Consider the following 25,441-nt stretch of genomic DNA (forward strand, 5'->3'; position numbering starts at 1 on the left):
GAGCCGTATGCGTGGAGACATGCAAGTACGGTTTGGGGGCAGGTACGGGAAAACCTACTGCCGAAAGGCAGTAAGGCGTTCTGTACCGAGCCTACGCGCAGGGAAAGGCGGCAACATCATCGCCCTGGCAAAGGAACTTTACTTTTCCGACAGTCTGCCCTACCTTTTAAAGAGGATAGAAGAGCAGACCCCGAATGTTCGCCCAGTCAGTTTTTCTTTTCCCCAGTGTAGGACAGAACCAAGTTTCCAACATTTGGAAGTCCGGGACTTAACTCATCCGGCATTGCTCCGTTATTTGCAGGGACGGGGTATCAATATTGAGCTGGCAAAAAGAGAATGTAAGGAACTCCATTTTACCAATAACGGCAGACCGTTCTTTGCTATCGGTTTCCCGAATATGGCAGGAGGTTATGAGGTTCGCAATTCCTTTTTCAAAGGGTGTATCGCTCCGAAAGACATTACCCATATACGGCAGCAGGGAGAGCCGAGAGAGAAATGTTTGGTATTTGAGGGCTTTATGGATTATCTTTCTTTCCTCACGCTCCGGATGAAGAACTGTCCGACCATGCCCGACCTTGACAGGCAGGACTATGTTATTCTTAACTCGACTGTCAATGTGCCAAAAGCCATTGACGTGCTATACCCGTATGAACGTATCCACTGTATGCTTGACAATGACGAGACGGGATATAAGGCGACACGGGCTATCGAATTGGAATACTCCTACCATGTGCGTGACTTCTCGCACAATTACAGGGGGTATTCGGACTTGAACGATTACTTGTGCGGCAGGAAGCAGGAACAGAAAAACGCAACCAGCCAAGTGCAGGAAATAAAGCAGAAAACCGGACAACGTGCCGCCCCAAGACAAAAGAAGGGCAGGGGCATTTAATCCGGCAGGATTGCCAGCGGCTGGCGGTTTCATAGGGAGAGCAAGGTTATGTTTCGGTAGACCGAAACCACCTTGCTTTGCTCACCGCAAAGGAAACCGCTCCCGTTGGTCGCAATTTCTAAGATACCATCAAAAAGTAAAAAGACATGAAAAGGATACAGGATAAGCCGGGCGGTCGTCCGGCAAAGAAACGGACGGAAAAGCAGAAAAAGGTAGTCAGTACGAAGCTGACCGAGTTGCAGTATTACGCCATCAGGAAGCGAGCCGGGGAAGCCGGGGTGCGCATCAGTGAATATGTCCGGCAAGCAGTTATTTCGGCAGAGGTCATACCCCGGCTGAACAGGCAGGATGCAGATGCTATCCGCAAGCTGGTAGGGGAAGCCAACAACATCAACCAGCTGGCGCATAGGGCAAATGCCGGAGGTTTCGCATTGGTGGCGGTGGAATTGGTGAAACTCAAAGATAGGATTGTTGAAATCATAAACCATTTGTCGGATGATTGGAAAAATAAAAAAAGGAAGCGGTTTTAAGGGCTGTGTGAACTATGTGCTTGGTAAGGAGCAGGCGGTTTTGCTTCATGCGGATGGGGTTCTGACCGAGAGCCGGAGCGATATAATCCGCAGTTTCTGTATGCAGACCGGGATGAATCCCGACTTGAAAAAGCCGGTTGGACATATTGCACTAAGCTATTCGGCAGTGGACGCACCCAAATTGACAGACGAGAAGGTGGTACAGCTTGCACAGGAGTATATGCGTGAAATGAAAATCACCGATACGCAGTACATCATCGTGCGCCATCAAGACCGGGAGCATCCACACGTGCATATCGTGTTCAACCGTATAGACAACAACGGCAAGACTATTTCGGACAGGAACGATATGTACCGTAACGAACAGGTATGCAAGAAGCTGAAAGCCAAACATGGGCTTTATTTCGCCAAGGGGAAAGAGCAGGTGAAACAGCACCGATTGAAAGAGCCGGACAAGTCGAAATACGAGATTTACACGGCTGTGAAAAATGAAATCGGCAAATCCCGCAACTGGCAGCAGTTGCAGCACAGGTTAGCGGAAAAGGGTATCACTATCCAGTTCAAACGAAAGGGACAGACCGATGAAATACAGGGCATATCCTTTTCCAAAGGAGAATACACGTTCAAAGGCTCGGAGATAGACCGCAGTTTCAGTTTTTCCAAACTGGATAGATATTTCGGAGATACAGGTTTGAATGTTGCCGAAAGTCAACGGCAAACAGCTTTCGCACCCATTCGGGAACAAATACCCACACGGAGTAACGCAGAAAGTCCGTTTATAAGCGGTTCGCTCGGTCTGTTTTTTGCATCACCGTCCCCGGTGGATGAAGAGCCGAACTTGAATTTGAGAAAGAAGAAGAAAAAGAAAAAACGACTTAAATTGTAAAGACATGGAAGACAACTTGATTTTAGAGGGGCTTCTCTCTATGGTAACAGAACTGAAAGAGAAGTTGGAAGCGCAGGTAACGCCAGCTAGCCGGGAGGAAACTCTCGAACGGTTTGGAGCGATTGAACAGGCATTGTCGAGGCTGCATAGTAATCCGGCTGTTCCTGTGGAGAAGTTGCAGACTATCCAAAGTCAACTTGACGATGTACGGAACAGGATGCAAGGTCAGCAGCAGCACATCGAGGACACCAAGAGAATATCATTGGAAATCTATCGTAATTTTAAAATAATGGTTGATACCTTGAATTCCTACAAGACGGATAAAGAGGAAGTTGCCCCCTTGCCGTTCTATCAACGGATTTACAACAAGGTTACTTCTTGGATTCGTCCGGGATTGTTTATTTTTTCGGCAGTGCTGGTTCTCTGTTCCGCTTCCATATGGTTAAATATCCGTTTGGCTACACGGATGCAGCAGTTACAGGACAATGATATGAAATACCGTTTTTTGCTGATGCAGGGTTGGGCAAACGGAGAAGTCCTTGATATACTGGAAACCAAATTCAACTGGCAGAGGGATAATGATTTCATTCAAATTCTGACCGATTCTGTGATAGATTTTGAATATCGCAGCAAGAAACAGGCGGAAGCATTGGAACGTGCAAGGCTGTTGAACGAGCAAGCCGAACAGCTAAAGAAAGAAGCCGATAAGTTGGGTAAACCATAAACGAAGTAAAGCTGGAGTGATGAAATGAAAACTTTCTTACTCCAGCTATTTCGTTTTTGATATGTAATTTTGTGCTTAGCTTACTAATCAACAATTTCAAAACGCACCAGCATGGAATAGTCCTTTTTAATGGTACGGAAATTGTCGAATGAGGCAACATTCGATGATAGGACATTGCTTTGCGCTATCGGAAAAGCATTACCGCTATCTTTTTCCACAATGCGTATGACATTGCCTAATCTTTTACCCAAGGCTTCAACCAAATAAGTAGCTTTTCGCTGTGCAGCTTTTAGTGCTTCTATCTTTCCTTTTTGGTGATATGCCAACATATCTTTATTTTCCAATTCACCGATGCGCATCGTATTAATGCCTTTCGTATCTATGTGCTTGATTATTTCATCTATCTGTTTGAAATCAGTCAGTGTAATATCAAATTGCTTGGATATTAAAAAATCCTGTCCTTGCTTTCGCCAATAATCGCCAATCTCTTGTGTACGGATTACATCTTGCGTAATACCTACTTCGGAAAGTTTCTTTCGCAATCCTTGTTCTATTTGTGACAATGGCACTTTGGTGTGATACTCTTCGGGCTTAGACTTTCCATCAAATTCTTCCTCGAAGTATTCACGAATTTCAATGATGTAGTGAATTTTGTTCGGCATGATTTCTATTTCCGATGTACCTGTCACTTCAATGTAGTGTTCATTAACTTCTTGCGCTTGCGCAGTTAGAACCATAAAGAAGACAATAGCGGATAAAAATAGTTTTGTTTTCATGATGGTTAGGTATTTATTTGTTTTTAATCAGTTAAACGCCTGTTTTTCTTATCTATATAAAACCAAGTTTCGCTTTCCCAATAATGTTTTTCTCCGTCTGATTCAGGAACTACCTTTCGTTCACCTTTTAAAGTTGCTTTGGCTTTTCCTCCTTTAAATGGGTAGGCAAACTTAAATTGAGGTTCAATTATTACATTACCCAATGAATCGGCAAAACCTACCAATCCATCCTCGTCCATTATACGGAAAAGCCCTTCTTGTATGTAGTCGGGACCATTATCATATTTGAATACATAGAAAAGTTCTTTGCCCGCATCATTGATGCAGATTATTCGAGCGTCCTTTGGCTTGTTCTCATAAACAAAACCTATTTTTTTGATAGTATCTGTTTGACAGTATCTGTACTTGCCGTATGGCACAATGGTATCGCCCCGTTCATTCAGATAACAGACCGGAACACCCACCTCCAAATAAGGCTCTGTGGTATGGGCAGTCAGTGTGGCGTCATATCGCATCAGAATTGGAGTGTCACAAGAACTGTAGCCGATTATCAAAACATCAGTATGAGGGTTGATAGGAGTTGTCGGTCTATCCAATTTAAATTGAAAAACAAGAGTGTCCTTTGGGGCTGGTAAAGTTATAGAAATACCCGTTACAGCATTGAATGCATTTAGTGCAGCTCTTTTGAATTTTCGGTTGTTACACGAAATAACTTGGGGGTTGGTAATATATCCGTTACCATCTAATTTATATGTAACATAGACCATCCCTTCTCGATTCTTTTTCTGTAATTTAGGTGGATACTTACATGATTTGCTTAGAGTTTTGATAAGCCAATTATAGTTATTAACTTCATTTTTTGTTGGACTATCATTCTTGAATAAAACAGGTACAGTCCAAACAGAGTTCCGATATTCACCTTTACCATGAAAATTGATGGTAGGAGTCCACCGTGGCATACCTTTTATGATTTGCAATACTTGGTTGTCCCATTCTTGTATGCCACAACCTCGTAAGGTCTCTACCTTTATTATTTCTCCGTAAGAATCAATGCGTATCGTATAAATCCCTTTGATTTCTTTTTTACCGTTTAATAGATTGGAATCGTATGTTAGGCGTTCATTAATGTAGTTGGTAATTGCATACGGATTTGCTTTTTCAAAATAAGACACAGCTTCCCATTCCACAAAACTTTGTTTCAATTCTTCTTCCCTAACGCTGTCCGCCTTTACCCTATCCCTATAATGTTGGGGCAGGAAAGGGACATATACCGTATAAAGACACTCCATTCGTTTGCCGTTTTTGTTCCTGCAAGGCAGGCAGTGTGGAAGCTCTTTGGTCAGTCTGATGACCTCTTTGTCAAAATCTTCATGGATGGTCGTCAAAATGGTATTCCAGCGTGGTAGCCCTAATGTGTCAAGAGCAAACATCACTACGGAATAACCTGCCACATTCTTTTTTAGCAACTCTTCTGGGTATTTCATTTGGGAAACATAGTATTTTGTCAAATCGTAATCCCATACCGCCCATCGGGGAGGTTCTATCGTGGATAAATCTTTAATTGGTTCTCCGGTTATTTTAGCAACACCTTTATTCCAAATATCCTCTTTACGCCAAATACTATCCAAGCGTTCTTCGTTCTGCCTTTGTCCTTGAACACTGTTATCTGTTGTACATCTGACAGGTGTAACTCCGATTGTCAAACTTTCCGGCAGATATTGGAGAACCAACGTACTATCTGTCAGTTCTTGAATAATGTAATTCTTTTGAAAAGATTTTATTGTATCTCCATGCAAAGAGTAAGAATCGCATATTTCAGTTTGTTTTTCATCATATAGAAAGGTCTGTTTCCATCCAGCGCTGCGGAATTCCATTTCCATAGCATAGTGTTTGTCTTTGGGAAGTTGCAATTTCCATATTTTATTCTCTAATAAAGCAGACATATCTGCCGAATTCTTGTCTTGGGCTAAAAGTGGGCTGACAAGATTGAGAGAAAATATAAATAATATGGATAGAAAATATTTCATTCAACCAATTATATAAACAACATCCAAATATAATGTAAATGAGTAATAGAATAGCGTATTAAATAATTTATTTCTTCCTGTATTTGAATAAATTAACTTTTAATACTCAAGTAAAAATCAGTACATTTACAAGTTTAGTTCATACCTTTGTTTATATATCCAAAACGGACTAAACCTATTTTTTGTCGGCAGATTATATGTTGCTGGCGAAAAGAAAAACAGTATTCTTCTTTTCGCCAGTATTACTTTTTATGATAGGTTAGTAATTTGAGGAAGCAATGAACTCCTTTATTTCTTCCTCGCTTGGAAGTTCTATCATGTACTTCTGTACGAAGATATTCGGGTCTAATCCGGCAGTGGCATACTTAACCAATGTATCTCCCTTTTCTGTGCAAAGCAGAATACCGATAGGCGGATTATCATCCGGCTGCATCACTTCCGCCTTGAAATAGTTCAGATACATATTCAGTTGCGAAGCATACTCATGGCGGAACTTGTCTATCTTCAATTCCACAATAACATGGCACTTCAAGATGCGGTGATAGAACACAAGGTCGGCAAAGAAATAGTCCTCATCAATCAAGATACGCTTTTGCCGAGCTTCAAAACAGAATCCATGCCCCATTTCCAGCAGGAAGTGTTGTAGGTTGTCAAGAATGGATTGCTCCAAGTCGTTTTCTGTTACTAAGGCTCGTTCATTCAATCCTAAGAACTCTAAAGTAACAGGGGTGTTGATAACATCTTTAGGTTGTAATAGGGTTGCTTGTTGCTGGACTAAAGCGGAGAGGGCTTCTTTGTTCTTGGATAGTCCGCTACGTTCATAGTATAAAGACGCTATTTGCCGTTCCAGTTCTCTTGCAGACCAACAGCCACGTATTGCTTCCATTTCATAGAAAGCACGCTTTGTCGGATTTTCGATTTTGGAGATGAACTTTAAGTGAGAATAAGGTAATTTATTGAACAACCTTTCAGCAGGAATACTCCACTTATTATATTGTATTTCTGATGTTTGTAATTCGGCACACACTGAGTGCCGAATTGGTTCCGTGAATTCGGCGGACAGCGTGTGCCGAATTTCATTTCCTGCCATGATGTAGTGTAATACTTGTTCTTTCAGTTGTGGATAAACAAGGTACAGCCGCCTAAATTCACGGAATCTACGTTCATTCAGACCTTTTGTTTTCAGCCGTTGTTCCAGCTTTTTCAACAGTTGTTCACCGTATGCGGCACGGTCTTCTCCGTTCTGCTCAAACTCTACGATATAGCACCCCATAAGCCAGTTACGGGAAGTAAGTGCAAGGTTTACAGCGTGTGCGGCTTGTGCCTGCAACGTGTTCTGTATCGTACAGATATGTTTTACTAATGCTTCAAAGTCCATAGTTACAAAGATAAGTCTTTTGTGGTTAAAACTTTAGTTCGGGTAGGCTGTTTATTGCTTCCTCTTTCAATTTATCCACGGCACGGGTGTATTTCTCGGTATGCTTCAATCCGCTATGTCCTAAAAGACTGGCTACCGTCTTGATATTTGCCCCATTGTTCAGAATGTTCACGGCAAACGAATGGCGGGCGCAATGCCAGCTTATATGCTTGTCTATTCCGGCTCTCTTTACCCAACGTTTTACTGATTTGCAGCAGCTTTCGTATGTAGGCAAATCGAATATCAAACAGTTCTTATCTGCCGGAGCTTCGCCAATAATGGATAATAGACCGTCATTCAAGGGGATAACCACACCGCTACTGGCTGAATGTCCCTTGGTCTTGCTTTGCTCGAATTTCAATAATCGGTTGGCATAATCCACATTTTTATAAGTAAGGTCTTTTACATCACAGAAGCGCAGACCGCAATACAGACAAAAGATAAACGCTCGTCTGATTGTGGGGTTTTCGTTGTCATAATGACAAGCTATCAGCTTTTGTATTTCTTCGGGAGAAAGCACATCTTTTCGAAGCATTTGGCTATCCACTTTACAGGTAACACTTTTACATGGGTCTTTCAACATTACATCATGGTCAATCGCATATCGAATAACTTTCTTGAAACGCTGGTAAATGCTTTTAGCACCTTCACCCACACTTCGGGATTGCAAATAGGCTACAAACTTCTCCATCATTTCTTTGGTGATAAGTTCCGGTTTGATACTAAACTCATTCATGGGGTATTGCTCTTTTAAGAAGTCCTTAAAACGGCTAAGCGCAATTTGCACCATGCGAATATCTTTCTTGGTATAGCTATTGATATAGGCTTGAAAGTAGTCCAAGAAATTAACAGCCCTGTCTTTCTTTAAGCGGTAACCCAACATGCTTTCTTTAAACTCCTGTTCACGCTCTGCACGTATGCGCATGGCGAGTTCCAAAGTTTCCTTGTTCTGTTGCCGTTCCGCAGGAGTACGGGGTTTGTCTATCAGATACAGGCTAAGGTTTTCTTTTCGCCTGTTATGCTTTACTGCAAACTTGGGCTTGCCTTGCATTTTCCCACTATCGTAATACACCTGATTACCGTTTTCATCCAATACGGGCTTTTCCTCTCTACCTAAATAATACTCTAAGTAAAGGCTTATTCTACCGTCCGAGAGCTTATTTTGCTCCAACTTGGGGTTCTCTTTCGTTTTATTTTCTAACTTTGCCATTGTTTAGAGGTTTTATCCCGATTTAGGTACCGTAACCGGGTAATTACACTAAATAGTTGATTTTCTTTTGTTTTCCGATATTGCAAAGGTACAAAAGAAAATGAGATTTCAAAGTGTACTAAAAGTGTACTGAATAACAGAAAATGGGCAAAATAGGGCAAAAATGGAGAAAATAGGAAATATGCAAATAACTGATAATAAGGAAAATAAATTCTTTTGTTTTCCTATTATTTCTATGGCTTGTACCGGGTCTGGGTACTGAAGCGGAGAAAGTTGAAAAACTCTCTCCGTTTTTCTTTTCTACTCCTCGTAACTCGTTGGTTTGCTGATGGGGGGCAAGGGTCAACGTAACAATCTGAGGGATTTTATATTTAAGCCTATAATTTAGCAAGTCTATATAAGAAAAAAGCTCTATCTCTTACTCCTCTGAACTGTGCTCTAAATGCTTTGATTTTAGCATTGAATGACTCTGTTGCAGCATTGGTTGCCCTCCTTTCAAAAAAATTGATTATATTCAGATAATGTGTTTGTATAGAACGTGCGACCCTTCCAAAGGTGAGGAACCCTGATTTATCTACCTCATCATACCACCTTGCCAGCCTTGTCAAAGCAATATCCTTAAACTTACACTGATGATAGATTAAGCCTAACCGCATAGACAGATAATATCCTTTCTTTATATCGGGATATTCCTTGAAAAGAATTTCAGCTCGTATTTTTTGAGACTGAGTCCATAAGGCTTCCTTCTTGTAAAGCAGATAAATGCTTCTCGCTAACAACTGCTTTCTTGTATCTCCATTAACGAAAACAGGTGCATGATACATCTTTCCACAGGCCTTTGCATAAGCAATCTGAGTGGACTCTTCATCCAAAGCCTCCCAGCGAGCTTTTACACGCATCTCCTGCACCGCTCATAAGCTAACTTCTGTACGTGAAAGCGATCGGTAACACGTTTGGCCGCAGGAAAGCAGATGCGGGCAATCTGCTCCATGTTAGGAGCCATATCCAAAGTAATCTCGCGCACTTGGTAACGGCGGCGACGGGATAGCTTAAGCAGGACAGAAGTGACCGTATGAACGTCCGTACCTTTAATGATAGCAATCATACTACCTTTACCACCGTGAGCTTCTTTATTGATCAGTACAGTATAGAGTTCTCCACGCGAGAGGGCTACCCCATCAATACAGATATAAGCACCGATATTCTTTTCGGATAGTAGCCAATCCTCTGCATGAACAAGTTGGTCCCAATGGAGATAACCACTTAGATGGTTACGGTATTGACGCTCCAATAAATCTCCGTCAACTCCATATAAAACACCTAAGAGCTTGCAACTGATCGGATAGCTATCAATATAGTTCTTTTAAAAAAGACGCAAAATCTTGCGTCATACGAGTACCTTCAGCCACCATACGCCAGTTACGAGAGATATACTCATTATGCTTCTTTAAGAGCCAGCGACGACGACGAATATTAAGGAAGACCTTCTTGCCACGAAGAGGGAAATCCTGAACAATAACAGGATCATAAAAGCCTTTACTCTCAGTATCCTGATCTGTATACTTCTCAGGAACGATATTTTTTTCCTCAAGGTAGATCACAACTTCATTCACGTTTTCCTTCACATCAACAAGATCAAAGTACTCTAAAGTGCCTTCAGGAAGAAGAAGGCGATAACCGTTTAACTCCATAAGCTATGAATTTGGAGACAAAGATAATAATTTATAAATTTACCCCTCAGGTTTTTACATTGACCCATCTTATCGTTGTTGTACAGTCCCATATTGGTATAAGTGCGCTGTATGCGTACTATTTCGGAAACTTCCTGTTCAAGCAATCCATTGGTGTATATAATAACTTAACTCAAGTTTCGGATTTAGACTTAGGCTGTCATAGCGTAGGCTTTAAGAGCAGCCAACCTCTTGTCGTTTTCAATGACCTGCATATTCAAATCTTCAGATTCAGCCCCAGCCTCAGTGATTTCAGCCACAACCGTCACGACTTCTAAATACTCAAATAGAACTTTGTTTCGTATGGTGTACATGTGAGAAAATTTTTCTAATGGCTTCCATGTGAAAGCCTGCCTTAGGAAGGTCTGTGTCATCTGCTATCAGTACTGTCGGCAATTTGCTTTTCTTGTGATCGTTCCGCATTGTCACTTTCATTAGAAGCCAATTGGTTATGCGGTATATCACCTTTCGCCAGTTGATGTCGTCTTGTGACAAATAGGAATACAGTGCATCCTTTTTTCGACCAAACATCCGGCTTAGGACAGAACCATCGTAATGTGAGAGCCCTTTTATTGCAAAGAATGGAAGCAACACTAATATTGGGAACACCTGGTGGTTTGTGAGCTGACAGTTGTCACGCTTCATTCCACCAAGACTACGACAGTCCAAGTTGACATTTTCAAGTAGGTGTGTAAATGAGTCCATAACGGCACTGCGACGTTTCTCACTGAAAAAATTGCGGATTTCTGACGGAATTTTTGTAATTTTGCTCATGGCTTTGAGTAATGTTTTTTATCACATCTAATTTGCTCATTTCCCATGATATACGGAAATACTCAAAGCCTTTTTTATGCGATATACCAACCTCAAAGTCTAAATCATTAAATAAATAAGACGATTATGGATTTATATGCAGACAATTTGGCGGATTACATCTATCAAGAAAATGATGTGGACAAGAAACGGGCATTGTTATTGGAAGTGGAAGCGGAAATCAAAAAGCTCATGGGCGAACAGGAAAAGGGTAGCCTTGATTTAAGGCACATTGGTGCAGTACAGATAGAAAAGATACAAGATCTGATAGGTACAAGAAGTTTGCTTCTCAACCAGATGTTTCAAGCCACTTCGCAGGAAATCAAACGCTTTGAAGCGGTAAACGAATTGCTGAATAGTTTGACCAAGAAGATGTATCATCGCATGGCAAACCTCTATCGTACATTGATTAATAGCCCCAAAGATGAATCTTTTGATGACGATTATGTCATTTGTGGTACACTGAGGTATGTGTTCTGTGGGGTGGAGTCTATATTGGAATTGCCGGAAGACAGCTATTATGGCTCCGATTTTGCTTACATGATAGAACTAATTTGTTGTTGTTTACTTGAAGAATACAATGGGGGACTTCCCGAAATCGAAGAATGTTCTTGTAATTATTCACCCAAAAACACATCGGATATGACAGATGAGCAGTTACAATGTGTGGATGTATGGGATGATGGAGTGACATGGGCAGAAGGACATTTACGCCGTCCGGAACTGAAGCATATTATCGTGTGTCATGCCATACATGACATTTGCACTCACAAACCTTACTCCATTCCGGACTTATTGCGGTTAAATGATTTTTGGGTAGAAGCCCATCTGGTATGTCAACATATTATAGACCAAAACGGGAAACGCTATAACTCGGATTAATCATTTGTTTTGCAAAGTGCCTGAAAGGTGGAGACATTGCCAAACTTTGTGCTCCACTTTTCTTCCCATAGTCCTCCTGTATAATGCACATGGCCGAAAAGATGATATTTCGGTTGGCGCTCTAAAATTATTTGTTTCAATATCTCGCTACCCGTATCTTCATCCAATATACCTTTCGGGGGAATGTGGGTAATCAAAAAATCCGTTTTATAAGACAATCCACATTCTTCTCCCAACCATTGCATTTGCTGAATCATCCTACAGGAAATAGCGTAGAAGGTAATGCCGTCATATTCTATGCCGCAATCTTCAAGCAAAGTTATATTTGCAGGTATCAACCGGCGGGCTTCTTCCGGACAAAGGTCATATGAGAATCTTTCTCTTTGGATTTCAATTTCAGGATAATCTTCACGAGATTTTCTGCGCTTTTTGTAGAACACGTTTATTTCCAATACAAATAATGCTTCTATAATTGATAGTTTTAGTAAAAAAATATCCCGATGCAAATGAATGAACCGGGAGTTTGACAAATAAAATAGATTACAAAATCAGTAGGGAGGTGCCCAATCTTTTTCGGATAATCCAATGTACTTGGGCAAAATTGTCTTGCTTCAAAAGTAAAGTCAAGCGTCTTTTACCTATGCGTTTATCGCACGCTATCAGTATGGGTACTAAGTGCCATCGGTCTTCAAATGAATGAGTGAGTAATTCCCAATCAGGACAATCAATATATTCTCTAATTAAGCAAGAAATATCGGATGTATCTCCCATCCAAGGATAAAACTGTTCTCTCAGTTCTTCTTTGGTGAATATTTGGGGATAGTCCCATATGATTTTTTTTCCTATGGTAATCCAATAACGTGGCATGTCGTCGTTAGCATATCCAGTCTTGCTACGCATTGGGTATGTTATGCAATGTATCTGAAATCCTACATTTGGGTCAATTATGCGGTATAGAGCTGTTTGGAGTTTGCTCCAGGGACGGTATCGTATTCTCATTTTCTTGTTGTTTTGATATAAAAAACGGTTTAATCTGTTTCAATCGTACAATTATTTCTTTTTTGAAACGCGATTCGGAGTACTCATCTTCTGTCCAGATAAGCCACGAAAAGTAGTCCCACGAATTGTTAGGATTGAGCGTAAATCCTTCTATATCCAGTTGGCTTACATCGCGTCCATATATATACGTACAAACAGCATATATATTATTGCGGAAATAGAACCCAGATCCTACGATGTACCCGTTCTTTCGGGCTTCAATGGTGTATTTGCGGCTGTAATCCCAATTGGGTTCACTGAACTCAAACTGAGGAAGCTCTGATTTTATGTCAAGCAGGCAATGTTTCATGCTTTCCCAGTCCAGTTTCTCTAAGTCTTCAGGGGGAAACCGCTTCAGGGCTTTTTCTCTACAGGAGCTCTTTATTGCAGATGGTATATAGACCAAAAAGGCAATGCCCATGATTATTATAACTAAAAGCATCGGTAAATAAGGGATTAATATAAACTTCCACGGCATGACAATCAGATTGTTATAGCGTAGAAACATTAAGGGAAATGTAAGAAAATACGGCAAGGAAGATATATAACTTTCACCATCAAATATTTCATCTACAGAAGTATCTCTTGAAGTTAATACATTACGTATAAATATAAAAAGACTGGTAATTATAAAATATGCAGGTATTGCACACCATATAGGGATAAATACCTCCCACCATTCCCTTTGTATTGCACCATCCAGTTTTTGAGTTACCAGAAAAGCGCTTAAACATCCTGCGCTGGCTACAATAAATTTATAAGATCTTTTCATGCTATTCTTTTAATATCATGTTTATATTTTCAATAATATCTTTGCTTATGCTTTCTATCGTTTCCTTCATCCTACTTAAATGTCGTTGGCTATCTCCGTCATTCAGATTTCGGAAATTGATAGTCGGATGGGTATATTCCCATAAAAGCCAAGAATCACTCGAATGATATCTGTTGTCATTATGAAAATCTTCTATAATCTTATTAATTTCATTTATAACTTTCTGTATTTCTTTGTTTTGTATTTCTTTGGCGATTGAGAGTCTGACTGTTTTCCCCTCTTTATCTCTCAGTATAACACCGCTATATGTACGCCAGTCAACTTGAACGGCATACATCAATTGGTAATCATCACCGATTGTCTTTAGCTTAAATTCAAGAGACTGGTATTTATTGTTACTTTCATAATATCTGCGTATGTAGTCTTCATGATTGTCGAGAGCATATTTGTAGTCACTAAAAGATTCTTTAATTACTTCATAACCTTTTTCTTCAATGACCGCTTCCAGTTGACTCCAAAAATCGATTTGCAGACTAATTTCTACTTCTCGTATGGCATCCTTGTATTGAGATATACAACTGATATACTTCGGGTTACTTTTAATCAAATTGATTAATTCATTCTTTTCTTTATCCATTTGGTGTGTCAATATTTTGATTAAGTTCAAATAGTGTGCTATTCCTTCCCGTATCAGAGACTTGTCTATTGCTTTGTGGCGACAATCAGTCAGCCAGTTTAATATAAAATCGGCATAGGATATGGTAAAGAAAGTTATTTCTTCGCCACCTGTGGTTTTATCAATATCGTGTACTTCACCGTCTAAAGACAAGTATAGCAACAGTGTATCATTCTTATTTTTTGAACATCGTTTCAGAAAATTATGATACCGAAGAAGTTGATTCTCTTGGTCAGTCGCATAAATCTTGTTTTCAATGACAATATGGTTTATCCCGTCCGTGAGGTAAATGTCGAGTCTTCCTCCATCTGTATCTGTTTTAGGACCGATATATTTTTCACATTCCACTTTGGCATTATCGCAAGTGAAAGAAACAATATGGTCTGTTTGCCCATTCAGACGCTCAATGAATAATTTGAGAAACACATCTTTCATTTGGTGCTGTCCATTCGGATTCAGCAAATCCGCTATCATGGCTGAATGTACTCTTGTTTCGTCACTGGTCATATTGATTACTTTGAAAAGATTATAATTGTCTCCTTTCTCTTTCCGTATATATTCATGTTTTTCAATGATTAGATGTATTTCATTGAATAGTTGTATCAATTTCTTCATTTTCTCCTGTAGTTTTATACTTATAAAATTCAGATGTTTGTCTTTTGTACATTCTTAATTGGCTGATAAGAGGATAACTTATTCTTGCTTCTCTGAAAAATCAGCAAATGCAATTACATCTCCCTCGATGTCTATAATTGATTGTGTATAATTCTCACATAAGCAATAAGAGTCTATTTTTAATATCATGCAGATGTCTTTCATGATAGAAGTAACTTCTAAGTGTTTTCTATTTTTGAAAGTTATATATATTCCATGAAACCATTTTCTTCCTGTAAGTGTGGCGTAAAATTTCCATTCAACCTTTTGAGAAAAAAGATAATCCAGTAATTTATCAAGATCCTTTTTGTCTGAAGGCATTTCTACACAATATCCATTTCCAAAATCCAAAAAGAAATAGTTGATGTTAAAGCAGTTCAAAATCATATTGTGGCTCATAGCTTTTAATGAATATGTGGTTGATAAATGTTTTGTTTACCTCTTTAATTTATTTCAGGAGTTTGTCGGATATGAATAATACATGGTTAAAATGTTTGTGTTTGTTTTATTTTTATGTTTTAACATAATTAACATTGAAATACAAATAGGAGTCCTCAATGAAAGATTAAAAATTTACTCCTAATATAAACCTCTTGATTTCTTCCTCGCTCGGCAATTCTATCATATATTTCTGTACGAAGATATTCGGGTCTAATCCGGCAGTGGCATATTTTACTAATGTATCTCCCTTTTCCGTACAAAGCAGAATACCGATAGGTGGATTGTCGTCCGGCTGCATTATCTCTGCCTTGAAATAATTAAGGTACATATTCAGCTGTGAAGCGTATTCATGGCAGAACTTGTCTATCTTTAATTCCACAATGACATGGCATTTCAAGATGCGATGATAGAATACAAGGTCGGCAAAGAAGTAATCTTCATCAATCAAGATACGTTTTTGTCGGGCTTCAAAGCAGAATCCATGCCCCATTTCCAGCAGGAAGTGTTGTAAGTTATCAAGAATAGATTGCTCCAGATCGTTTTCTGTTACTAAGGCACGTTCATTCAATTCTAAGAACTCTAAGGTAACAGGGGTGTTGATAACATCTTTAGGCTGTAATAAGGTCGCTTGTTGCTGTACTAAAGCGGAGAGGGCTTCTTTATTTTTGGATAGTCCGCTACGCTCATAGTATAAAGACGCTATTTGTTGTTCCAATTCTTTGACAGACCAGCAGCTACGAATTGTTTCCATTTCATAGAAAGCACGTTTTACCGGGTTGTCTATTTTTGCGATATGTTTTAAGTGGGTATAAGGTATTTTATTGAATATCTTTGTTGCTGGATTTATCCATTTATTATACTCTTTATCAGATTGTTGTAATTCGGCACTTGCCGAGTGCCGAATTTCATTTCCTGCCATGATGTAGTGTAATACTTGTTCTTTCAGATGTGGATAAACAAGGTATAACCGTCTAAATTCACGGAATCTACGTTCATTCAGACCTTTTGTTTTCAGCCGTTGTTCCTGCTTTTTCAACAGTTGTTCACCGTATGTGGCACGGTCTTCTCCGTTCTGTTCGAATTCCACGATATAGCAACCCATAAACCAGTTACGGGAAGTAAGGGCAAGGTTTACAGCGTGTGCGGCTTGTGCCTGCAACGTGTTCTGTATCGTGCTGATATGTTTTACTAATGCTTCAAAGTTCATAGTCGCAAAGATAATCTTTTGTGGTTAAAACTTTAGTTCAGGCAAGCTGTTTATTGCTTCCTCTTTCAATTTATCCACCACACGGGTGTATTTCTCTGTATGCTTCAATCCGCTGTGTCCTAAAAGATTGGCTAAGATCTTGATATTTGCCCCATTGTTCAGAATGTTCACGGCAAAAGAATGCCGGAAGCAATGCCAGCTTATATGCTTGTCTATTCCGGCTCTTTTTACCCAACGCTTAACCGATTTGCAGCAGCTTTCGTATGTAGGCAAATCGAATATCAAACAGTTCTTATCTGCCGGAGCTTCACCAATGATAGACAATAGAACGTCATTCAAAGAAATAACCACACCTACTGGCAGAATGTCCCTTGGCCTTGCTTTGCTCGAACTTCAATAATCAGTTAGCATAATCCACATTTTTAAAAGTAAGGTCTTTTACATCGCAGAAGCGCAGACCGCAATACAGGCAAAAGATAAACGCTCGTCTGGCTGTAGGGTTTTCGTTGTTATAATGAAAAGCCACCAACTTTTGTATTTCTTCGGGCGAAAGCACATCTTTCCGAAGCATCTGACTATCCACTTTGCAGGTAACATCTTTGCAAGGGTCTTCCAGCATTACATCATGCTCTATTGCATAGCGAATAACTTTCTTGAAACGCTGGTAAATGCTTTTAGCACCTTCACCAATGCTTCGGGATTGCAGATAAGCTACAAACTGTTCCATCATTTCTTTGGTGATGAGTTCCGGTTTAATGCTACACTCATTCATGGGGTATTTCTCTTTCAAGAAGTCTTTGAAACGGCTAAGTGCAATTTGCACCATGCGAATGTCTTTCTTTGTATAACTGTTTATGTATGCTTGATAATAATCCAAGAAATTAACCGTCCTGTCTTTCTTTAAGCGGTAGCCAAGCATACTCTCCTTAAACTCCTGCTCACGCTCTGCGCGTATTTTTGAAGCGAGTTCCAAAGTTTCCTTGTTCTGTTGTCATTCAGCTGGAGTATGTGGCTTGTCTATCAGATACAGGCTAAGGTTTTCTTTTCGCCTGTGATGCTTGACTGCGAACTTTGGCTTTCCTTGCATCTTGCCACTTTCGTAATATACCTGATTGCCGTTTTCATCTAATACGGGCTTTTCCTCTCTACCTAAATAATACTCCAACTAAAGGCTGATTCTGCCATCCGAAAGTTTATTTTGCTCCAATTTCGGATTTTCTTTCGTTTTCCTATGATTTCTATGGTTTGTACCTGGTCTGGGCATGAAAGGATGTAGACAAATCTATTATAAATCAAAATTTTACAAGGGTTTTGTCTTTTTCTACTGAAACATAGCTGAAACATTTTTGTTTTGGGTTTCAATCCCAGTAGATGGGACCAACGTAAAAAGAGGCGGATGAAAAAAATGAGGGAAAGGAACCGGGAGAGGGGTATCCGCAATATTGGAAGGCATTCTTGATAATCTTCTCATTACAACAAAAGTGAAGAATGTAAATAATGAGATGCGCTATACTTTTGGGAATAAAAAGGCAGAGGAACTCTTTGAATATTCGGCCAAAGAGGCTATAGACTAGACGGATTTTGAAACAATGCCAGAGGCTGTAGCTTTAATTAGGAAAGAGGATGAAGAGTAGCTGGTCAAGGCGGGGATTCCGCAAGAGGGTATACGACGTTTTTTTACCAAGAAGAGCAAGGAGTGGTTTTCCTTCCAGAACAATAATTTTGATGGTCGCAAGTGGATTGTTTATACTGCTTAGGACATTACTGATTTGAAAATCATGGAGTGCAAGCTGCGTCTGGCCGAAGAGGAGGCTGAGGAATCCAACCAGATAAAATCGACTTTCCTAGCCAATATAAGTCATGAGATCCGTACTCCGTTTAATGCAATAGTCGGTTTTTTGAGTATTCTGGCCACGGAAGTGTCCGAGGAAGAACGGGTGGAGTATCTCAATATTATAGAACGGAATAATGAACTGCTGTTGCAGCTCATCAATGACATTCTGGATTTGTCGAAGATAGAAGCCAGCACATTGGAATATGTCTATGCCAATGTGGATATCAATAAAATGGTGTTCGAGATAGAGCAGGCTACAAGTATTAGGCTGACCAATAAAGACGTGCGTATGGCCACGGTTACGCTATTGCCCGGTTTGCTGCTGTATACCAACCTGCGCAGAATTATGTAGGTATTTAATGACTTCATCAGCAATGCGTTGAAGTTTACTGCTGCCGGTAGCATTACTGTTGCTTACGGGATGCCCGAAAATGGGTATATCCTTTTTTATGTTACCGATACCGGGACGGGGATATCATCTTATAATGCGCAGGGGATTTTTAATCGCTTTGTAAACTGGCTTCCTTTAAGCAGGGTATCGGACTGGGAGTGGCCATTTCGCAAAACATTGCGAGGGAACTGAAAGAGGAGATAGGGGGACGCAGTTAGGCACGGGCTCCACTTTCTGGTTCACGTTGCCTTTTTATAAGATGGACGCACACCGTTCTATCTTTCCTTGATGCGGTAAGCTCAATCCAATGAAGGGACATCGATTGTCTGGCTTTCCTCGTTCCAGTTGTCAATGGTGAATTCTCCGGATGATTCTTCGGAAAAGATGTCTCCCAGAGTAAGGGTCAGAGTCAGTTTGGAGTTTGCTTTCAAAGGTTCGTTCAATGTTTGTTTGAAACTTTTTACGTTTCCGTTTTTCAGTATGATGCTCATCTGGAATTCTGATTTCCCGAAAGAAGGGAAAAGCATGACGGTGGCATTGCTCATTTGCGTACCGTCGATGGAACGGACTAGAGGGAAGGCTACTGTGCGCGGGCTTCCCTGAGGAACGGCGGTGTAGAAATTTAGTTCTCCGGCAATATTAGTGATACGCACCACCATGCTGTCGATGCTCGAACTGAGGATGCCGTTATTCTTGTCCTTGATGATTACCTTCAGTCCGGTCACTACCCGTTTAAGGGATGCTTTCAGGTTTTCACTTCCGATGTTGGCAGGTTGGACGGTATGTACCAAGTCGAATACCGGATAATAGGTTGTGTCCGCTTCCATTTTGAATAAGGAAAAGTGTTGCTGGGACATGTCTTCGCCTAAGATGTAGGCCGGGTCCCTCATAAGAGGATGTGCATAAATCGGCTCCTCGTATTTAGGGGTTCCCCAGTAAATCATGTTATAGGGACCTGCGGGTAAGGATAATTCCCGATTGACGCCATCGTTATAGAAAGTTCCGTCTTTAACTTGGTAGTAACCGTAAAAAGGTGTCAGCTTTCGGTTTACATAGTTCCCATAATAAATAGAGGTGCCCGCCTTACAGGGCATGATGGTCAGTATGCCGGTCAGCGGGCTTTGTCCGCTTTCTGTGGACACGTCCATCAAGAGTCGTGGTGATACCAACTCACTGCTTTTTTCTATCTGGGGCGGATTGTCATTGGTGCAGCTTGCCACGATTGCGGCAAGTACTGCAAATACTACTAATTTTTTCATTATCTGTTAAGTTTTAGGTTGTACTTTCCTGAGAACGTTTTTAGAAAGAAATGGTTCTTTGTATTCCGGAGAAAGTATATTGGGGATGGAAAAGTGAGATGAAATCAATTCCAGCATTGAGGGGGATGGGAAGAATCTCCCCCCTCTTTAAAAGGTTTAGAGAAGGGATGGAAAACAAATTATACCTTTTTTAGTAACATTTTAGAAGCCTTGATTAACGAAATCATATACTTTTCGTAACAATTTCTCGACACTCTTTCCTTGTTCCTCCATACTTTTGTATCCAGGTTCTTTGCATTGACAAAGAGCGTTATAAAATCTTTGATATTAACTATTAAACAATGTACAATGAGAAAAACATTCTTGGAAAAGTGCATAAATTTGCATTTGTGCCGCATTGCATGGGTACTGTTGCTATTGGTACCTGCAATCAGTAGCCTTCAGGCTAATCCTTCTCAAAACAAGGCCGTTACAGGAGTTGTGACATCGGCTACGGACAATGAACCGTTGATCGGTGTCAGTGTGCAGGTGAAAGAAACTGCTACAGGTGGTATTACCGATATTGACGGTAAATTCTCTGTGAATGCAGAACAAGGGCAGACGCTGATTTTTTCGTATATCGGTTATCAAACCCAGGAAATTCAGATTGGTGCTTCATCCGTTATCAACGTGGTTCTGAAAGAAGATACGGAAATGCTAGATGAAGTAGTAGTAGTAGGTTACGGTGTCCAAAAGAAGAAACTGGTAACTGGTGCTACGGTTCAGGTAAAAGGTGATAACATCGCCAAACTAAATACAAACAACCCGTTGCAGGCTATGCAGGGACAAACTCCGGGTGTGAATATCACTTCAACTTCAGGACAACCAGGTGCTGATATGAAGGTGACCATTCGTGGTTTGGGAACTGTAGGTAATTCTTCTCCTCTTTATTTGATTGATGGTGTAGGTGGCGATATCTCCACGCTAAATCCTGCCGATATCGAGAGTATTGACATTCTGAAAGATGCTGCCTCTGCAGCTATTTATGGTGCGCAGGCGGCCAATGGTGTAGTGTTGATTACTACAAAATCGGGTAAGGAAGGTAAGGCTGTAGTTTCATTGGATGCTTATTATGGTATTCAGAATGTGGCACGTAAAGCAAATATGCTGAATGCGGAACAGTATATGGCCATCATGGATGAACAAGCATTGAATAGTGGCAATGCCGCTTATGATTGGAACAGCTTCAAGTCAATTCGCGATGCTAATGGTAACATATATGACACGGATTGGATTGATGCTATGCTCAAGGATGATGCCAAGACGCAAAGTTATACATTAGGTGTGACAGGGGGAACTGCCACTTCTACGTATGCACTTTCTTTAGGTTATATGCAGCAAGAAGGTATTGTTGGTGGTGCTGACGTATCCAATTACGAACGTTATAACTTCCGTATCAACTCCGACCACCAGGTCATCAAAAACCTTTTGAAGGTGGGTGAACAAGTGAGTTTCGTATATAAGAAAAATAATGGTACAAATGTAGGTGACTTGTATAACAATACGTTGCGCAGCGCATTTGCCACTTCCCCGCTGAGTCCTATATATAGTGATAATAATCTGTATGATAGTCCTTACAATGACACTAGTAGTAGCGATTGGCACAATTCTGATGGTAACCCTTATGGTTCCATGATGACCAACACTAATAATGAGAACAAGGCTGCCACTTTCGCCGGTAATGTATATGCGGAGTTGACTCCGATTAAGAATTTGAAGATACGTACTGTATTCGGTGCTACTTATGGTTCCAGTGAGTATCGCAGTTATACTCCCCTTTATCAGTTTGACATCTATACTAAGAATACGGAGAATACAAAAGTAAACCAGAACATGACTCATGGTTTGACGATGGTTTGGACAAATACTGCACAGTATGATTGGACCTTGGGTGAACATTCCTTCAATGCCTTGATTGGTATGGAATCCAGCCGCTATGAAGGCACTTATGTAGGGGCGAGAAATGGTATCCTGAAAGAAGGATTTGATGATTGGGACCACGCTTTTGTCAGCAACGGGTCAGCCACTACTCCCGAGCAGGGATTGGGTGCAGATGGTAAACCGAATGATGAAACACGTACCGTTTCCTACTTTGCCCGTTTGGGATGGAATTGGAAAGAGACTTATATGATTAATGCTACTGTGCGTGCCGATGGTTCTTCCAAATTTGCCAGTGGTCACCGCTTTGGCTACTTCCCTTCTGTATCGGCAGGTTGGACACTGACGAACGAGGCATTTATGGAAAGTACCCGCGAGTGGCTCGACTTCCTGAAACTCCGTGTCAGCTGGGGACAAGTAGGTAATCAGAATATTGATAACTACCAATATACAGCTCCTATCAAGAGCTCTACTACCAATTACTTGTTTGGTACGGGCCTTGGCTCTGCCAATCATGTCTGGGGTGCTTATCCTAGCCGTCTAGCCAACGAGAATGTGAAATGGGAAACTTCCGAGCAATATAATATCGGTATCGATGCCCGTTTCCTCAATGGATGCTTGGGTATGAATGCAGATTTTTATATAAAGACAACCAAAGATTGGCTGGTACAGGCTCCTATCCTTGCCACTGCCGGTACAGGTGCTCCTTACATCAACGGTGGTGATGTAAAGAATACCGGTATTGAACTGGCGCTGACTTGGAATGATGAAATAGGTAAGGATTTCCACTACAACATTGGTGTCAATGGTACTTACAATAAAAATAAGGTAGGAAATATTCCTACTGAAGATGGCATTATTCATGGTAATACAAACCAGCTGTATGACAACTCTCCTGAGTTCTATCGCGCTTCCAACGGCCATGCCATCGGTTACTTTTGGGGGTATAAAACTGCCGGTATCTTCCAGAACCAGCAAGAGATTGACGACTGGATTGCTGCCAAGAACGGTGTGTTGCAAAGTGATGTGAAGCCGGGTGATGTGAAGTTTGTAGATGTAGACCATAACGGAATTATCGATGACAACGACAAGGTGGACTTAGGTAATGGTATGCCGGACTTTACTTATGGTTTCAATTTGGGCTTCGACTATAAAGGTTTTGACTTCTCGCTGAATGCTAATGGTTCTGTAGGTAATAAGATTGTGCAGAGCTATCGTAACCACACTAATAAGAAATCAAATTATACAACTGCTATCCTCAACCGTTGGACCGGAGAAGGTACAAGTAACCGTATACCGCGTGTGACTGATACTAACGTCAACTGGCAATTCTCTGACCTTTATATTCAGGATGGTGACTTCCTGCGTATTAGTGCCATTACGCTGGGTTATGATTTCTCCCGTCTTTGGAAGGGCAAAGCTATTTCGCAGTGTCGTGCCTATATACAAGTACAGAATGCACTTACTTTCACCAAATATGATGGTATGGATCCTGAAATAGGTTTTGGTCCGGAAGACAGCAATAAAAAGAGTTGGGTATCGGGTATTGACTACGGTTACTATCCTCGTCCGCGTACTGTGCTTTTCGGCGTTAATCTTAAGTTTTAATAGAAAAGAGTTCTTATGACTCATAAACCCAAAAACAAGAAAGAAATGATGAAATTCAAATTAAATATACTGGCTTTGGCATTGTTCGGCTTTGGGCTGGCATCCTGCACAAACAGCTTCTTGGATGTGGAATCGAAGACGGAATCTTCCACCGGAAACTATTACAAGACAGAAAGTGACGCTTATCGCGCTTTGGTAGGCTGTTATGACGGATGGCAATGTACTACATCTAATAAGGGAGTAGGTTTTTATCTGGCTTCAGAGATGATGTCGGATGAGTGTTTTGGTGCTACCGGTGTTGCTGATGGACGTAATTATCAAGTAATCGATCGTTTTGATCAGGCACAGTCTACATCTGATTTGAACATATACGAAACAGATTGGAAAAATTATTATGCCGCTGTTTATCGTTGTAACGAGTTGATTTCCCGTGCAGATGACATTAACTGGACGAGTGAAGCAACAAGAGGCACTTATATAGGAGAGGCACGTGCTATCCGTGCACTTTGTTATTTTGATATGGTTCGTCTATGGGAAAATATCCCTTTGTTGGATATTCCTACTACTGATAATATTTCGCAAGCAAATCCGGATGACGTTTACCAGCTCATTATCAGTGATTTGAAATATGCTGCCGAGAATATTCCGGCCAATGCCTATCCGAAAGCACAAGCTGCATCTAACGACGGACATATTACGAAGTATGCTGCTGAGGCTCTTCTGGCACGTGTTTATCTGTTCTATTCCGGTTATTATGGTAAAGAACCTGCTGGGCTTACTAGAGCTGAAGCTTTAGCAGGAGTGGAAGATGTGATTGCTTCCGGGGAATTTGGTTTGATAGATGAGTTCAAGAATCTTTGGCCTGCTGCTTCCGTGACTTGGACAACTAATAATGATGGTAGCCATACCAAGACAAATACGTATGCAGGGCGTGGCAATGTAGAGACAGTACTGGCTCAAAAATTCAACTATACATCAGACTATAATGGTAATGCTGATGGTAATGCTTGGCAGGTGATGATTGCACTCCGTAATTTGATTGCGGTGCCTTATGGACAAGGCTGGGGAGGCTGTACAGTCAATCCGAAATTGGTGAATAGTTTTCAATCTGGTGACACTCGCAGTACGGCGTCCATTATTGACTGCGAGGCTGAGGGCCTTGTAGATCACGATAATTTCTCGTTGCTCTATAATGACCAACGTGAGTATACGGGTTATGCTATCAAAAAGTATTCGCCACTTGCTATTTGGCAACAAGCTGAAGATGGTACTTGGAGTGAAATAAATGAAGTAATGGGAAAGGACATAGGTGCAGGCGAGTATCAACTTAGTCCATATCAGGATTTCATTGTAGTTCGTTATTCGGATGTATTACTGATGGCTGCAGAGCTCGGTAGTCCTAATGCCCAGAGTTATTTGGATGCAGTGCGTGATCGCGCTTTTGGTGGTGATACCAGCAAGCGCGTGACAGCAACAAAGGAGAACATCCTGAAAGAACGCATGTACGAGTTTGCTTTTGAAGGATTGCGTTACTGGGATCTGCTTCGTCAGGGTGTGGAAGTTGCTGCTTCCGAAATTGCCGAAACTCGTACTGTGCTCAGTGGTGGCGTGGAAGACGTAGTGACTATACAGAGTAGTAAGGTTGTATCAACAAGAGGTTTGTGCCAAATACCTTATAACCAGATAAACCTTTCAAACGGTGTGCTGAAACAGAATGCCGGTTGGTAAATGGATGTATAACAAATAAAAAAATCTAA

The 25,441-nt window shown here is 40.8% G+C and carries 21 protein-coding genes and 4 pseudogenes; 9 read left to right on the top strand and 16 right to left on the bottom strand.

All coding sequences use genetic code 11. The annotated features are described in order from the left end of the window. Nucleotides 1–97: 97 nt before the first annotated feature. The 4 genes and pseudogenes from JXR92_RS05420 to JXR92_RS05435 all read left to right on the top strand — a co-directional run. Nucleotides 98–892 (top strand): annotated as a pseudogene (locus JXR92_RS05420) (toprim domain-containing protein); the annotation flags it as partial. Between the two features lie 146 nt (nucleotides 893–1,038). Beyond that, complete coding sequence (locus JXR92_RS05425; RefSeq protein WP_005633161.1) at nucleotides 1,039–1,422, top strand: MobC family plasmid mobilization relaxosome protein; 384 nt, start codon at nucleotides 1,039–1,041, stop codon at nucleotides 1,420–1,422. Then, nucleotides 1,388–2,308, top strand: a complete 921-nt coding sequence (locus tag JXR92_RS05430; RefSeq protein WP_005633158.1) for a relaxase/mobilization nuclease domain-containing protein — start codon at nucleotides 1,388–1,390, stop codon at nucleotides 2,306–2,308. Before JXR92_RS05425 ends, JXR92_RS05430 begins: the two co-directional genes overlap by 35 nt. A 4-nt stretch (nucleotides 2,309–2,312) precedes the next feature. After that, nucleotides 2,313–3,032, top strand: coding sequence for a hypothetical protein (locus tag JXR92_RS05435; RefSeq protein ID WP_009123682.1), 720 nt, complete (start codon nucleotides 2,313–2,315; stop codon nucleotides 3,030–3,032). Between the two features lie 83 nt (nucleotides 3,033–3,115). Here the strand turns inward: JXR92_RS05435 and JXR92_RS05440 are convergent, their stop codons facing one another. The 8 genes and pseudogenes from JXR92_RS05440 to JXR92_RS05470 all read right to left on the bottom strand — a co-directional run bounded on the left by JXR92_RS05440 (nucleotide 3,116) and on the right by JXR92_RS05470 (nucleotide 10,566). After that, nucleotides 3,116–3,808, bottom strand: a complete 693-nt coding sequence (locus JXR92_RS05440; RefSeq protein ID WP_016660809.1) for an SIMPL domain-containing protein — start codon at nucleotides 3,806–3,808, stop codon at nucleotides 3,116–3,118. 23 nt (nucleotides 3,809–3,831) lie between these two features. Then, entirely contained in the window at nucleotides 3,832–5,835 is a 2,004-nt protein-coding gene (locus JXR92_RS05445) for an energy transducer TonB (protein WP_138345672.1), read from the bottom strand. Nucleotides 5,836–6,094: 259 nt separating this feature from the next. Then, nucleotides 6,095–7,213: a PDDEXK nuclease domain-containing protein gene (locus JXR92_RS05450; protein WP_009123685.1), complete on the bottom strand. Its 1,119-nt coding sequence runs from the start codon at nucleotides 7,211–7,213 to the stop codon at nucleotides 6,095–6,097. A gap of 25 nt (nucleotides 7,214–7,238) precedes the next feature. Next, nucleotides 7,239–8,462, bottom strand: a complete 1,224-nt coding sequence (locus JXR92_RS05455) for a site-specific integrase (protein ID WP_009123686.1) — start codon at nucleotides 8,460–8,462, stop codon at nucleotides 7,239–7,241. A gap of 118 nt (nucleotides 8,463–8,580) precedes the next feature. After that, nucleotides 8,581–8,793 (bottom strand): annotated as a pseudogene (locus JXR92_RS17555) (hypothetical protein); the annotation flags it as partial. 46 nt (nucleotides 8,794–8,839) lie between these two features. Continuing rightward, nucleotides 8,840–9,801 (bottom strand): annotated as a pseudogene (locus tag JXR92_RS05460) (ISAon1 family transposase). Between the two features lie 10 nt (nucleotides 9,802–9,811). Continuing rightward, a complete protein-coding gene (locus JXR92_RS05465; RefSeq protein ID WP_138345667.1) occupies nucleotides 9,812–10,153 on the bottom strand; it encodes an ISAon1 family transposase N-terminal region protein in 342 nt (113 codons plus the stop codon). 191 nt (nucleotides 10,154–10,344) lie between these two features. Beyond that, the gene (locus JXR92_RS05470; protein ID WP_171030436.1) at nucleotides 10,345–10,566 is read right to left on the bottom strand and encodes a hypothetical protein; all 222 of its coding nucleotides are present in this window, start codon (nucleotides 10,564–10,566) and stop codon (nucleotides 10,345–10,347) included. A 526-nt stretch (nucleotides 10,567–11,092) separates the two neighbouring features. Here JXR92_RS05470 and JXR92_RS05475 point away from each other — a divergent pair. Beyond that, nucleotides 11,093–11,887: a hypothetical protein gene (locus tag JXR92_RS05475; RefSeq protein WP_138345665.1), complete on the top strand. Its 795-nt coding sequence runs from the start codon at nucleotides 11,093–11,095 to the stop codon at nucleotides 11,885–11,887. On the opposite strand, the gene JXR92_RS05480 is transcribed toward JXR92_RS05475, so the two are convergent. The 7 genes and pseudogenes from JXR92_RS05480 to JXR92_RS05505 form a co-directional block, all read right to left on the bottom strand. Further along, complete coding sequence (locus JXR92_RS05480; protein ID WP_165491375.1) at nucleotides 11,884–12,327, bottom strand: metallophosphoesterase family protein; 444 nt, start codon at nucleotides 12,325–12,327, stop codon at nucleotides 11,884–11,886. The two genes, JXR92_RS05475 and JXR92_RS05480, sit on opposite strands and share 4 nt — an antisense overlap. Before the next feature lie 100 nt (nucleotides 12,328–12,427). Next, nucleotides 12,428–12,886 carry an SF0329 family protein gene (locus JXR92_RS17615; RefSeq protein WP_420095119.1) on the bottom strand — a complete coding sequence of 153 codons (459 nt, stop codon included), beginning with the start codon at nucleotides 12,884–12,886 and terminating at the stop codon, nucleotides 12,428–12,430. Continuing rightward, nucleotides 12,828–13,697, bottom strand: a complete 870-nt coding sequence (locus JXR92_RS05485) for a hypothetical protein (RefSeq protein ID WP_138345663.1) — start codon at nucleotides 13,695–13,697, stop codon at nucleotides 12,828–12,830. Before JXR92_RS05485 ends, JXR92_RS17615 begins: the two co-directional genes overlap by 59 nt. Before the next feature lies 1 nt (nucleotide 13,698). After that, on the bottom strand, nucleotides 13,699–14,988 hold the full coding sequence (locus JXR92_RS05490; RefSeq protein WP_138345660.1) for a PDDEXK-like family protein: 1,290 nt from the start codon (nucleotides 14,986–14,988) through the stop codon (nucleotides 13,699–13,701). Between the two features lie 78 nt (nucleotides 14,989–15,066). Continuing rightward, nucleotides 15,067–15,426, bottom strand: coding sequence for a hypothetical protein (locus tag JXR92_RS05495; protein WP_117599766.1), 360 nt, complete (start codon nucleotides 15,424–15,426; stop codon nucleotides 15,067–15,069). Nucleotides 15,427–15,592: 166 nt separating this feature from the next. Beyond that, nucleotides 15,593–16,675: a PDDEXK nuclease domain-containing protein gene (locus JXR92_RS05500; protein WP_117964256.1), complete on the bottom strand. Its 1,083-nt coding sequence runs from the start codon at nucleotides 16,673–16,675 to the stop codon at nucleotides 15,593–15,595. A gap of 24 nt (nucleotides 16,676–16,699) precedes the next feature. Then, nucleotides 16,700–17,939, bottom strand: a pseudogene (locus JXR92_RS05505) (tyrosine-type recombinase/integrase). A 514-nt stretch (nucleotides 17,940–18,453) separates the two neighbouring features. Here JXR92_RS05505 and JXR92_RS05510 point away from each other — a divergent pair. After that, nucleotides 18,454–18,861 carry a sensor histidine kinase gene (locus JXR92_RS05510; protein WP_226791293.1) on the top strand — a complete coding sequence of 136 codons (408 nt, stop codon included), beginning with the start codon at nucleotides 18,454–18,456 and terminating at the stop codon, nucleotides 18,859–18,861. Nucleotides 18,862–18,888: 27 nt separating this feature from the next. Continuing rightward, a complete protein-coding gene (locus JXR92_RS17560) occupies nucleotides 18,889–19,092 on the top strand; it encodes a hypothetical protein (protein ID WP_323802001.1) in 204 nt (67 codons plus the stop codon). A gap of 107 nt (nucleotides 19,093–19,199) precedes the next feature. On the opposite strand, the gene JXR92_RS05515 is transcribed toward JXR92_RS17560, so the two are convergent. Beyond that, a complete protein-coding gene (locus JXR92_RS05515; protein ID WP_138345658.1) occupies nucleotides 19,200–20,159 on the bottom strand; it encodes a FimB/Mfa2 family fimbrial subunit in 960 nt (319 codons plus the stop codon). Nucleotides 20,160–20,507: 348 nt separating this feature from the next. On the opposite strand from JXR92_RS05515, the gene JXR92_RS05520 reads away from it, so the two are divergent. After that, nucleotides 20,508–23,684, top strand: a complete 3,177-nt coding sequence (locus JXR92_RS05520; RefSeq protein ID WP_138345657.1) for a SusC/RagA family TonB-linked outer membrane protein — start codon at nucleotides 20,508–20,510, stop codon at nucleotides 23,682–23,684. A 45-nt stretch (nucleotides 23,685–23,729) separates the two neighbouring features. Continuing rightward, nucleotides 23,730–25,412: a RagB/SusD family nutrient uptake outer membrane protein gene (locus JXR92_RS05525; protein WP_117599963.1), complete on the top strand. Its 1,683-nt coding sequence runs from the start codon at nucleotides 23,730–23,732 to the stop codon at nucleotides 25,410–25,412. Nucleotides 25,413–25,441: the final 29 nt, after the last annotated feature.

Origin of the sequence: Bacteroides parvus (assembly GCF_017309675.2) — a bacterium.
Lineage (GTDB): Bacteria > Bacteroidota > Bacteroidia > Bacteroidales > Bacteroidaceae > Bacteroides > Bacteroides uniformis.